At 41.2% G+C, this 11792-nt stretch carries 11 protein-coding genes; 4 read left to right on the top strand and 7 right to left on the bottom strand.

The window, feature by feature from the left end; genetic code table 11:
- Nucleotides 1–66 precede the first annotated feature (66 nt).
- Nucleotides 67–549 (bottom strand): YajQ family cyclic di-GMP-binding protein, encoded by a 483-nt coding sequence (locus E5A76_RS09270; protein ID WP_023932493.1) that lies wholly within the window; start codon nt 547–549, stop codon nt 67–69.
- 147 nt (nt 550–696) lie between these two features.
- Nucleotides 697–1755: a 3-deoxy-7-phosphoheptulonate synthase gene (locus tag E5A76_RS09265; RefSeq protein ID WP_053988153.1), complete on the bottom strand. Its 1059-nt coding sequence runs from the start codon at nt 1753–1755 to the stop codon at nt 697–699.
- Between the two features lie 315 nt (nt 1756–2070).
- On the opposite strand from E5A76_RS09265, the gene E5A76_RS09260 reads away from it, so the two are divergent.
- Nucleotides 2071–2958, top strand: coding sequence for a putative PEP-binding protein (locus E5A76_RS09260; RefSeq protein WP_161118747.1), 888 nt, complete (start codon nt 2071–2073; stop codon nt 2956–2958).
- 94 nt (nt 2959–3052) lie between these two features.
- Here the strand turns inward: E5A76_RS09260 and E5A76_RS09255 are convergent, their stop codons facing one another.
- From E5A76_RS09255 to cra, 3 genes are all read right to left on the bottom strand, one after another.
- Entirely contained in the window at nt 3053–3427 is a 375-nt protein-coding gene (locus tag E5A76_RS09255; RefSeq protein WP_023932488.1) for a hypothetical protein, read from the bottom strand.
- 71 nt (nt 3428–3498) lie between these two features.
- Nucleotides 3499–4542: an FUSC family protein gene (locus E5A76_RS09250; protein ID WP_161118746.1), complete on the bottom strand. Its 1044-nt coding sequence runs from the start codon at nt 4540–4542 to the stop codon at nt 3499–3501.
- Between the two features lie 134 nt (nt 4543–4676).
- Nucleotides 4677–5660, bottom strand: coding sequence for a catabolite repressor/activator (gene cra / locus E5A76_RS09245; protein ID WP_161118745.1), 984 nt, complete (start codon nt 5658–5660; stop codon nt 4677–4679).
- Between the two features lie 328 nt (nt 5661–5988).
- Here cra and fruB point away from each other — a divergent pair, with 328 nt between their 5' ends.
- From fruB to fruA, 3 genes are read left to right on the top strand one after another with little or no spacing between them, the layout of a single operon-like run.
- A complete protein-coding gene (fruB, locus tag E5A76_RS09240) occupies nt 5989–7107 on the top strand; it encodes a fused PTS fructose transporter subunit IIA/HPr protein (RefSeq protein ID WP_161118744.1) in 1119 nt (372 codons plus the stop codon).
- Nucleotides 7108–7132: 25 nt separating this feature from the next.
- The gene (gene pfkB, locus E5A76_RS09235) at nt 7133–8071 is read left to right on the top strand and encodes a 1-phosphofructokinase (RefSeq protein ID WP_161118748.1); all 939 of its coding nucleotides are present in this window, start codon (nt 7133–7135) and stop codon (nt 8069–8071) included.
- Between the two features lie 39 nt (nt 8072–8110).
- Complete coding sequence (gene fruA / locus E5A76_RS09230) at nt 8111–9844, top strand: PTS fructose transporter subunit IIBC (protein ID WP_161118743.1); 1734 nt, start codon at nt 8111–8113, stop codon at nt 9842–9844.
- Nucleotides 9845–9933: 89 nt separating this feature from the next.
- Here fruA and E5A76_RS09225 read toward each other — a convergent pair whose 3' ends face one another.
- Together E5A76_RS09225 and E5A76_RS09220 are read right to left on the bottom strand one after the other, a co-directional pair.
- Nucleotides 9934–11301: a DEAD/DEAH box helicase gene (locus E5A76_RS09225; RefSeq protein WP_161118742.1), complete on the bottom strand. Its 1368-nt coding sequence runs from the start codon at nt 11299–11301 to the stop codon at nt 9934–9936.
- A 121-nt stretch (nt 11302–11422) separates the two neighbouring features.
- On the bottom strand, nt 11423–11704 hold the full coding sequence (locus E5A76_RS09220; protein WP_023932475.1) for a hypothetical protein: 282 nt from the start codon (nt 11702–11704) through the stop codon (nt 11423–11425).
- Nucleotides 11705–11792: the final 88 nt, after the last annotated feature.

Below are 11792 nucleotides of genomic sequence, written 5' to 3'. Positions count from 1 at the left end.
TGCACGCAAAAAAAGTTTAAAAAAAAGGAAGACACTAAGCCTTCCTTTTTGCGCAATATAAAAAGATTAATCGCGGAAATTGTCGAATTGGAATGGTTGACCTAATTCTTGTTCACGTACAAGCGCCATTGTTGCTTGTAGATCGTCACGTTTCTTACCAGTCACACGTAGTTTGTCACCTTGGATAGAAACTTGAACTTTCAATTTCGCATCTTTAATGGCTTTAACTAGTTTCTTAGCGTTTGTACCTTCAACACCTTGCTTGAATTCGATGTTTTGAGATGCAGTTTTGCCAGAGAAAGTCACTGCTTTACGCTCAAGTGCGTTTGCGTCAACGCCACGTTTAGCTAGGTTATTACGTAAAATTGCAACAATTTGGTCTACTTGGAATTCAGACTCAGATGTGATTTTTACGATTTCTTTGTTTAATTCAATGCTTGATTCAACATTACGGAAGTCGAAACGCGTATCTAGTTCACGCTTTGAGTTATCTACCGCATTTTTGATTTCTACTGAATCTACTTCTGAAACAATATCAAAAGATGGCATGTTTATGGCCTCTTATCTTAAGTCTAGGGGAGTGATTCCCATCTACATATAACACGTATAGTATACCGTTTATTAAAAATAGGAGAAGATGATTTGCTTCTCCTAACGTTCGGTATATTAAAACATCAAATTGTTTTCATTGATATTTTAGCTTTGTGCCGATTTTACTGCATCCGCTAACATATCCAGCATCTTCACTGTATCGTTCCAATCAATACATGGATCGGTAATCGACTTACCGTACACCAAGTCATCAAGTTTGTTGTCGATAACTGCTTGATTGCCTTCTTCTATAAAGCTTTCAGCCATGATACCCGCAATAGATTGGCTACCATTTTTGATTTGCTCACAAATATCAGCAGCGACATCTAATTGGCGCTTGTGCTGTTTTTGACAGTTACCGTGACTGAAATCGACAATTAAACGTTGTGGTAAGTCAAATTCAGCCAGTGCATCACATGCATTGGCAATATCATCTGCGTGGTAATTTGGCATTTTGCCGCCACGTAAAATGATATGACCATACGGATTGCCTGATGTGCGATAAATGGTCATTTGGCCATTTTTGGCAGGAGAGCAGAAAAGGTGAGAAGCACGGGTTGCACGGATCGCATCAATCGCAATTTTAGTATTACCGTCAGTACCATTTTTGAAACCAACAGGGCAGGACAAAGCTGATGCCATTTCACGGTGGATCTGAGACTCTGTTGTACGGGCACCAATTGCACCCCAACTAATAAGATCAGCCAAGTATTGACCAGTGATCATATCGAGAAACTCAGTCGCTGTCGGTAAACCTAAAGCATTAATATCAACAAGCAACTTACGTGCTTTTTTCAAGCCAGCGGCTAAATCTAAACTGCCATCTAAATGAGGGTCGGATACTAAACCTTTCCAGCCAACAACAGTACGTGGCTTTTCGAAATAGGTACGCATCACAATTAGCAACTGGTCTTTATATGTTTCTTGTACAGCAACAAGGCGCTTCGCGTAATCAACAGCTGCATCGGTATCATGAATAGAACATGGACCGACAACGACAAGTAAGCGGGAATCTTTGCCCGTTAAAATTGCTTCGATTTGTTTACGAGCATGATCAACATGCGCAGCAATTTCATCTGTCATTGGTGATGTAGCTTCAATTTCAGCTGGAGTTGGCATCAAGCCCAAACTCACGGTGCGAAGTTCATCTGTTTTCATTGGCATAATATGTTTGCCTACCTTGGGTATATCTGTAATAACCTCGGTAAGATAGCCCAAAAATCGATTTTAATAAACCAAACTTGTGATATAGCGTAGGTTTTAGTTGCGATCGTAACAAGATTTTACAACCGCTGATGATTTTCTCATCAAGAATACGATGAGATGAAAACTGTGATGGATATGAATGAGTTATGCTTTATTTCTTGCCTCTCAATTCAACACAAAGTAAGGTCGATAAACAGTAATCGTGTTTAACCGCTCAAATTGTATGAGCAATGTTAAGCGCTTTTCTCATTAACAAGGAAGTATTGGTGCTTTATGACAACTGAAAATGAATTAACGTTAACAGCGCTGTTAACGTCATCAGTGCAGCTGACTGGGCTAGAAAGCGGGGAGATTGGTTTGGTATCACTCGACGATCTGATTGCGCATAACATGGGGATTCACCCTTGTGCTGTCACAAAGCCAGAATCATTATCGCCACAAGCGAAACTCGCTTTTCTTGAGGCAATTGACGCTTCAGACGATCAAACACCATTAGCTGAGTTATTCGTTGCTAAACTTAGCCAGCTATTAATTGAAGCCGCTGCGAAACAAGGCGATGCGCCATTAAAAGTGCGTTTAACCAGTGATGATTCATATGCGCGTAGTCACCTGCTAGGGGCTGAAGTTGAAGCGGAAGAGATTAACCCAGTGATGGGGCTTCGTGGCGCTTCACGTTTAGGTCATGCTGATTTTCGTAAATCCTTTGAATTAGAGTGTGAAGCGATTAAACGTGCCCGATTAGATGCGAAAAATATCGAACTAGTTGTGCCGTTTGTGCGTACCTTTAGTGAAGCAGCGACTGTGATTGATTTGCTAGCAGAGCAGGGGTTATGTCGTGGTGCGGATGGACTTAAAGTCTCTATGATGTGTAGCGTTCCTGCTAATGCATTGCTTGCTGAAACCTTCTTACAATATTTCGATGGTTTTGTTATTGATATTGAGCAGTTAGCGCAATTCACATTAGGCTTAGATATTGATAATACATCATTACACTACATGCCTGATGCGCAAAATGAAGCATTATTGCAGTTGGTGAAAATGTTATTGAATGCGGTGGAAAGCTCACATAAACCTTGTTTGGTTTACAGTCGTTTTATTGAAGATGCCCCACGTTTACGTGCTTGGCTACAAGATCAAGGCGTGAGCCAAGTGATCAGCTAGATCTTGATTTAAAAATGATTGATACAAAAACGGCATGATGTTGTTCATTTAACTGAATACATCATGCCGCTTTTATTGGTGTTTTAGCTCTTGATTAACCTTGCTCTTTCATTGCAGAGACCACAGATGGATCATTAATGAGGTTAAACAGCATGCTTTTCGCTGAAGCACGTTGTGCATCGGATAATACTTTTTTCGGGTTATCACGGTGTAGCGTGATAATGCTTTTCACAAACTTGCTATTCGTGCCTGATAGTTCGTAAACATAGCGTAACGTATCAAGCAGCTCTTTTTGTGGCAGGCTATATACCGCCATTTCACAACTTAACCCATCCATTGCAAGGAAGTTATTCACTTTCTCTCTTAATTCAGCATCAAACTTTGCTTTGGCTTCATAGCCATCAATTAAAGCTTGTACTCTATCGGCGATGGCTACAGGTACTTCCATTGTTTTTGTTTTTTGAGTCATTGCAGATTCTCCCGAGATGGCTGTCATGTTTATAAATCAGTAACCAATACATTAACGATATAATGCTTCAATTACAAAGACGATAAAGCTTTATGTTTCGTCTTTTGGATAAGTTGTAGTTGAACAATCAATTCATCTAAGCGATAGACTAACTGTCTGGTTAACCATAGATAACCATAAGGCCCTAATAAAATCGAGTCTTTGGGTTGTGGAATTTGTAACGCCATTTCTTTAAGTTGATGAACATCTGGTAGATCTAACGTTGTCTCATTGTGATCGGCGAGTTGATTTAAAATTTGTACGATTTGCTGCTGGTAAGCTTTAAGCCCTGTTTGTGCTAACAATTGGCGACGACCAATATCAGAGCTCCAATGGGTTTCTATTAACTGTTCAATCAAACTGATCATCGAGCTTTGAATCGTTACAATGGCTTTATAGTGACCTGCGGATTTCTTATTTTCTTTTTGCACATTGGGCAGCAAACTCACCATTTGAATTTGACGTTCATTTACCTGTGATTTAATACGAGCCAAAATTTTAATGCTTGGAATATGAGCAGAAGCATGCGCTTGGTATAGCTGACGTAAATCATGCAGATTATTATTAAACAGTTGATCCCATTGATATAGAGCTCGAATTGGGAACAGCATGGAAAATGCCATAGCGATCAAGCTACCAATAATAATGTTGGTGACTCGCCACATCGCTACAGAGACTTCTTGCTCGCTGTTACCTTGGTACGCCACGATGATCAGCGTCATCACCGCTAAGAAAAAGATGTAAGTATTTTTTCCGTGAGATTTCATGGACAGTAAAAAAGACCATACAAGAATCCATACGGGGACAAAATCTGTCAAACTTTGAGGAAAAAATACCGTTACTAAACCTAATGTTGCGCCAAGCAGTGTACCGCCAACACGTTGGAAACCTTTTTGTTTGATCACGCCAGCATAAGGCTGCATTAATACTACAGCGACTGTGACAGGTCCCCACATTGAATGAGGAACGGGGACGAAAGTGTAAAACACAAGGCTAAAAGCGATCGCAAGTGTGACACGAAGAGCGTGTGCAAACTGCGCGTGGGTAAGCAGTAAAAGTTTTAACCGTGAATACATAACGTGCCGTATAAGTGGATGATAACGTGACGTAATTATGCGACTTAAATCACACTTCATCCACCAATTTATTGGCTATAGGTATCGAAATATTAAGGAAATCGTCAGATATGTGATGACACACCTTTGAAAACTTATCGGCAGATCAGCTTTCTTGGGATCACTTCGACGCCTTGTTGATAATCTCCTTTAATTGCCGATAAAGCGAGCTGTAACGCACAATCAGCGATAAGATCAAACTGTTGCGGTAATGATTGAATCTTATTAGGTAAAAAATCTAATAATCGGTTATCACCAAAGGTGGCTAAATAAGTTTTTGCCATTATTTCTGGGTGCTTAAGTAAGCAATCCAGAATCCCTTCAAAAAGTGTATAAGAAGTAGCAAGCACAGCTTGTGGGAAAACACCGTCTTGAATCCATTGCTCAGCTATTTGCGCTCCATGTTGCTGGCTAAATTGTTCGCCATAACGGATCTGTACTTGGTTATCTTTATTACTATCCGTTAATGCAGAATGGAAACCTTGTTCACGCTCTTTGGATACTCCAAGATCCGGTACTGCGCCAATTAAACCAATTGATGAAATAGGCTGGGAGAGTAGGGCTTTAGTGAGTGCGTAAGCGCCTTCAAGATCCTCGCTGATCACCGAGGCAAAATATTCATCATCTAAAGCACGGTCAATCGCAATAACGGGTGTACCTTTAGCTTGGACTTGTCGGTAGAAATCATTGTCTGCTGGCAGTGAGCTTGCCACGATCAGTGCATCAAGTTTGCGACTGAGTAAGATCGTTGCCACATTCACTTCTGTATCAGGATCGTCATCAGTACAGGAAATAATCACTTGGTAACCCGCTTTACGGGCATTGAGCTCCAATAATTTAGCAATTTTGGCATAACTGCTGTTTTCAAGATCTGGAATGATCAAGCCTAAAGATTGGCTACTGCCGGCACGAAGAGAAGAGGCGGCGTGGTTAGGGCGATAGTTGTGGGCATTAACGACAGCCAGCACTTTTTGCTGTGTTTTTTCGCTAATACGATATTGCTCAGCCTTACCATTGATAATGTAACTTGCTGTGGTTCTTGAGACGCCTGCAAGTTTTGCGATTTCGTTTAATGTCATTAGTTAATCATTCTATTTAAGCACTGAAATTTGATGCACTACGCCACAAAGTACCCATTTATAGCGTTAACCTATATTCATTAATTGCGATTTGAAGCCAATTTGTGCGCTTCATCATAGATCCAGAGATTACCTCGTTAGGATCAATTGCAATATTAGCTGAAACGATTCAGTATGCAAGCTGAAAGGTTTCAGTAGAGTGTAAAAGCAAATGTAGCTGAATGATTGTACTGAAACTTTTAATTTTACTAGTTGCTGAAACGATTCAGCTTTCAGCTGCGAGTCAGCAGAATAATTAAGCAAAGATTCGATAAGCTCGGAGAAAAAGATGCTGTCATTAACTCAACATGATATTGCTTTGCGAAAATCGGCAAACAATAAACAAGATGCAATTAAAGCACTTGCTGCAGATCTAGAGTCCGAAGGGCTAGTACGCACTGGTTATGTGAATGGGATGCTAACCCGTGAATCGCAAAATTCGACTTACCTAGGCAATGGTATTGCGATCCCTCATGGCACAACAGATACCCGTGAATTGGTGAATAAAACCGGGGTAAAAGTTCATCAATACCCACAAGGTGTCGATTGGGGTAATGGTCAAACCGTCTATCTTGCAATTGGTATCGCCGCTAAATCTGATGAACACCTATCGATTCTAAAGCAATTAACCAAAGTGCTTTCTGCTGATGGTATTGAAGAGAAGCTAAAACATTGTGATAGCGCAGATCAGGTAATTGCCATTTTAATGGGTGCTGAGCAATCAGAAGCAGAATGTAATAGTCAGTTAATCTTAAAAGATTTTCCGGTAGGCGATGTATTGCAGTTAAGTGCTGTTGCCGCGGGTTTAATAAAGCAGCAAGGCTTTGCTGACAAGCAGATGGTAGCTGATGTTATTAGTAAAGAGCCAAATTACCTAGGTCAGGGCTTATGGCTAATAAGCAGTGATCAACAGGTTGAACGCACAGCTATTGCGCTTGTTACGCCTGCACAAGCGTTTGAATATCAATCTCAGCCGGTAAAAGGTTTGATTGTTATTGCTGCTGCAAATAACAGTTATGTTGCAAATATCGAGCTTCTTACGTCGCTGATCTTTAACAATAAAGTTGAGACATTTCTTGCTTCAAGTGCAGAGCAAATGTGTAACGCACTAACCCAAGTACAACTGGATGGTAACACCGCTGTTTTCACGATTAAAAATCCACACGGTTTACACGCACGTCCCGGGGCAATGTTAGTGAATACAACCAAGCAATTTGATGCTGATATTCAAGTATTAAACTTATCGAACCAAGGTAAATCCGTGAACGCTAAAAGTTTGATGAAAGTGATTGGTCTTGGTGTGAAATGTGGAAATGAACTGCAATTTACCGCAAGTGGTAGTGATGCAGAAGAGGCACTAGCAGCAATTGGTCAAGCTATTGCTGATGGCTTAGGTGAGAAACTGTAAGGCTTACAAAATGATGAAAAATACAATGAATAATCATGCAGTTAAAGTTGTCACCGTGACATTAAACCCTGCTTTAGATCTGACTGGTCATTTATCAACACTCACAGCAGGTACAGTTAATGTGGTTGATCAAGGCTCGCTTCATCCGGCGGGAAAAGGCGTCAACGTTGCTAAGGTACTGGCTGAATTAGGCGCTGAGGTAACAGTGACAGGGTTACTTGGTGCAGATAATCAAGAAGGTTTTTGTCAGCTATTTGAACAAATTGGTGTTACCGATAAGTTTGTTCGCGTGGCGGGTGCGACAAGAATCAACGTTAAGTTAGTTGAACAAGACGGGCGTGTAAGTGATATCAACTTCCCGGGTGTTAGCGTAACGCGTGGTGATATTGCGCAGTTTGAAGCAACCTTATTTGAGCTAGCTGAGAGTCACGATGTCTTTGTACTTGCAGGCAGCCTACCGCGCGGTATTTCACCACAGCAATGTGCGTTATGGATCGAAAAACTGCAACAACTTGGTAAACAAGTATTGTTTGACAGCAGTAAAGCGGCGTTTGAAGTCGGACTTGAAGCTAAACCTTGGCTGGTTAAACCAAATGATGAAGAGCTAGCTGAGTGGGCGAAACGTGAATTAGTGTCTGAAAGTGACATCATCGAAGTTGCGGAGCAATTATCTAATAAACATATCGATAATGTTGTTGTGTCATTGGGTGCTAACGGTGTGATGTGGCGAGACAGTGAAGGTTGGCTACGTGCTAAACCGCCAAAAATGACCGTAGTGAGCACTGTTGGTGCGGGCGATACATTAGTTGCTGGAATGTGTTGGGGACATCTAAACGGTTGGAATAAAGCAAAAAGCTTAAGTTTTGCCACTGCGCTTTCTGCCTACGCTGTTACCCAAGTAGGTGTTGGTGTAGATGATTTTGCGGCTGTAAAAAACATAGAAGATAGCGTTCAACTTTCATAAGAGCGCAACAATAACGTCGACAGTGTAGGGATTGAACAGATGAAGATTAGTATCGTTACCGCATGTCCAAGTGGCATTGCAACAACATTGATAGTCGCTGGATTATTAGAAAAAGCCGCAGCAGAGCTAAAGTGGCAAGCTAATATTGAATGTCACACCACATTAAAGCCAACACAGTTATTAACTGAGCAACAAATTGAGCAATCAGACTGCATTGTGATTGCTGCCAATGCTGAGGTTGATGAGCAGCGTTTTGTGGGTAAGAAAGTCTACCGCAGTGATGTTGCAGCATGCATGGAAAACCCAACAGCATGGCTACAAGAGGCGGTTAATCAAGCGCAGGAATTGGTTGCTGAAAGTGTGGTAACAACACCTAATTCAAGCAAGAAAAAGATTGTGGCAATTACAGCGTGCCCAACAGGTGTTGCACATACCTTTATGGCTGCTGAAGCATTAGAAACAGAAGCTAAACGTCAGGGGTACGATGTTAAAGTTGAAACTCGTGGCTCTGTTGGGGCTAAAAACCAATTAACTGCAGAAGAAATTGAAGCTGCTGATTTGGTAATTATTGCCGCTGACATTGATGTGGATTTATCACGCTTTAATGGTAAGCCTCTTTATAAAACCAGTACGGGCTTGGCGCTGAAGAAAACAGCACAGGAAATTGATAACGCTTTTGCTCAAGCTGCGCCTTATCAACATAGCGTAAAAGAAACCACAGAGAAGAAAGAAGAGAAAACAGGTGTTTACAAACACCTAATGACAGGCGTTTCTTACATGCTGCCATTAGTGGTTGCTGGTGGTTTATCAATTGCGTTGTCATTTGTTTTCGGTATCGAAGCATTTAAAGAGCAGGGAACACTAGCAGCGGCATTAATGAAAATTGGTGGTGATTCAGCCTTTGCATTAATGGTGCCTGTTTTGGCTGGTTTTATTGCTTTCTCTATTGCTGATCGCCCTGGTTTAGCACCTGGTTTAATTGGCGGTATGTTAGCAAGTTCAACAGGGGCTGGCTTTTTAGGTGGTATCGTTGCAGGTTTCTTAGCAGGTTACAGTGCGAAATTCCTAGCGGAAAAAGTGAAATTACCGCAATCAATGGATGCCTTAAAACCTATCCTAATCATTCCACTCATTGCTAGCTTAATTACTGGCTTGGTAATGATTTATGTTGTCGGTGGTCCAGTATCTGCGGCGATGGAAGGGTTAACCCATTTCCTTAATACTATGGGATCTGCAAATGCGGTTTTATTGGGTATCATTCTTGGTTGTATGATGTGTTTCGACCTAGGTGGTCCTGTTAATAAAGCAGCTTATACATTTGGTGTTGGCTTATTAGCATCTCATACCTATGCGCCAATGGCAGCAGTAATGGCGGCGGGTATGGTGCCGGCTATGGGGATGGGGCTAGCTACTTTCCTTGCAAAACGTAAGTTCGCTGCAAGTGAAAATGAAGCAGGTAAAGCATCGTTTGTACTAGGTTTATGTTTTATCTCTGAAGGTGCTATTCCGTTTGCTGCACGGGACCCAATGCGTGTGATCCCATGCTGTATGTTAGGTGGTGCGTTAACAGGTGCATTATCTATGCTGTTCGGTGCGAAACTAATGGCACCACACGGCGGTTTATTTGTTCTGCTTATTCCAAATGCAATTACACCAGCGTTACTTTACTTAGTCGCTATCATTGCAGGTACGTTAGTCACAGGTATTTCTTATGCAATCCTGAAACGTCCAGAAGCAGAAAACAATTCATCACTTGTATCAGCGAAAGCTTAATCTTTTACTGACTCAAGCATAAACAAAAACGCCAGTATGCAGATAGTAAAAGCATACTGGCGTTTTTTTATAGGTTTAGAAAGCCGTTATTATTGCTGTGGCTTAGGCTTACGTGGTGCACGAGGTAAACCTGTTTCACGATCTGTAATAGGCTTACGGCGTTTAGGCTTGGTTGATTTAGGCTTATCACCACGAGGTGCATTGTTACGGCTACGATTATCACGACGTGGTTTACGGTCGTTATTTTCGCCTTCTGCATCATCGCGAGGTTTCGCTGGTTTCTTGAACTTTGGTTTGTAGTTCAAAATTGAAACTGGTACTTCTTTTTTAGGTTTAAAGCCTTCAACTTCTTTACGAACAATTAAGTGGCCTAATAGGCTCTCAATCATACATAGGTTTTTGAAGTTATCTTTTGATACAAATGAAATCGCTTCACCTGATGCACCAGCACGACCTGTACGGCCAATACGGTGAACATATTCTTCTGGTGGGAATGGTAAATCGTAGTTAACCACACGAGTTAATTGCTCAATATCAATACCACGTGATGCTACGCCAGTTGCAATTAAGTATTGCAGTTTGCCGTTTTTAAAATCTTCTAATAGCTGTGAACGTACGCCTTGGCTACGACCACTGTGGAAAGATTCTGCTTTAATACCGCGCTTTTCTAGCTGTGTTACTAACTTAGCCGCACCATGTTTGGTTTCAATGAAGATCAATGCTTGATCCCATTGTTGTTCTTGAATCAGGTGACTAAGTAATGACGATTTCATGTCTTTATCAACGGTCACTAACCATTGATCAATTTTAGGATCGGAAGAGGCATCTTTAGCGACTGAAATTTCAATCGGATTACGTACTGCTGTTTTTGCTAGGAAACGCACCTGATCAGATAAGGTTGCTGAGAACAGCATGTTTTGGCGATCAACTGGTAAGCGCTCAACGATCTTATTAATGTCTTCAATAAAGCCCATATCAAGCATACGGTCGGCTTCATCAAGCACTAAAATTTCAATAGCATCAAAGTGGATAGCACGTTGGGTATACATATCTAACAGACGACCCGGTGTTGCCACTAAAATATCAACACCTTCAATTAAGCGACGTTTTTGTGGTTCGTAGTCCACGCCACCGTACATCGCCATTGATTTAAGGTTTAAGTGTTTGCTGTATTGCTTAATGTTATCTTCTACTTGCACCGCCAATTCACGTGTAGGAGCAAGAATTAATGCACGTACACGCTTAGGGCGAACCTTAATGCCATCATCAAGCATTTGTAAGATTGGTAATACGAAACTCGCTGTTTTACCTGTACCTGTTTGCGCAGCAGCCATCAGGTTTTTACCTGTAAGAGCAACTGGAATGGCTTTTTCTTGAATAGGTGTAGGGGAGGTGTAACCCATTTCGGTTACGGCTTTAACGATAGAATCGCTTAATCCAAGCTTAGAGAATGGCATGTAGAGTCTCAAATAAATCATTAAACAGTTAATGTTATTACATTAACGCAGAAAATATCGGCGGAGTATATCACGCTTAACAATGGGCTGTATGTAGTCCAAGTTTACTGAAACAGTAGCACTATTGGCTGATGATATTGTTCCTTACTAAAGCACGACGCACATTATTACACAGTTTGCCAAAGCGTCTGATCTCATCAAATTGCGGAGTCACACCACGGGCAATGGCAGATTCCCAATAGGTTAAATCCGTATCAACTAACTCTAATAATTTCTTTGGGCAGCCCACGCATTTGTTATCAGGGCCACAGACAAAAGTACTTTCATCATAAAGGGGAAATTGTTGTTTGACTTGGCTAATGATGTCGAGCATTGCCGTTGTACGGTCGGGTTTTTTACACATGAGAGGAATAATGAATAAAGCAATATTCTAAAACAGCATAAATAAAATATCTATCGATAATCATCCTATACTAATGATGGGAATAAGA

It is taken from the genome of Photobacterium lucens, assembly GCF_009873615.1.
Taxonomy (GTDB): domain Bacteria; phylum Pseudomonadota; class Gammaproteobacteria; order Enterobacterales; family Vibrionaceae; genus Photobacterium; species Photobacterium lucens.
Note: the sequence above shows the minus strand (reverse complement) of the source record. Positions and strands in the feature narration are given on the sequence as shown.

What these genes read in the sequence shown, in the direction of transcription:
- E5A76_RS09220 (WP_023932475.1), bottom strand. Translation starts at nt 11,704, where the DNA reads ATGTGTAAAAAACCCGACCGTACAACGGCAATGCTCGACATCATTAGC.
- fruA (WP_161118743.1), top strand. Translation starts at nt 8,111, where the DNA reads ATGAAGATTAGTATCGTTACCGCATGTCCAAGTGGCATTGCAACAACA.
- E5A76_RS09270 (WP_023932493.1), bottom strand. Translation starts at nt 549, where the DNA reads ATGCCATCTTTTGATATTGTTTCAGAAGTAGATTCAGTAGAAATCAAA.
- E5A76_RS09225 (WP_161118742.1), bottom strand. Translation starts at nt 11,301, where the DNA reads ATGCCATTCTCTAAGCTTGGATTAAGCGATTCTATCGTTAAAGCCGTA.
- E5A76_RS09255 (WP_023932488.1), bottom strand. Translation starts at nt 3,427, where the DNA reads ATGACTCAAAAAACAAAAACAATGGAAGTACCTGTAGCCATCGCCGAT.
- E5A76_RS09260 (WP_161118747.1), top strand. Translation starts at nt 2,071, where the DNA reads ATGACAACTGAAAATGAATTAACGTTAACAGCGCTGTTAACGTCATCA.
- pfkB (WP_161118748.1), top strand. Translation starts at nt 7,133, where the DNA reads ATGAATAATCATGCAGTTAAAGTTGTCACCGTGACATTAAACCCTGCT.
- cra (WP_161118745.1), bottom strand. Translation starts at nt 5,660, where the DNA reads ATGACATTAAACGAAATCGCAAAACTTGCAGGCGTCTCAAGAACCACA.
- fruB (WP_161118744.1), top strand. Translation starts at nt 5,989, where the DNA reads ATGCTGTCATTAACTCAACATGATATTGCTTTGCGAAAATCGGCAAAC.
- E5A76_RS09265 (WP_053988153.1), bottom strand. Translation starts at nt 1,755, where the DNA reads ATGCCAATGAAAACAGATGAACTTCGCACCGTGAGTTTGGGCTTGATG.
- E5A76_RS09250 (WP_161118746.1), bottom strand. Translation starts at nt 4,542, where the DNA reads ATGTATTCACGGTTAAAACTTTTACTGCTTACCCACGCGCAGTTTGCA.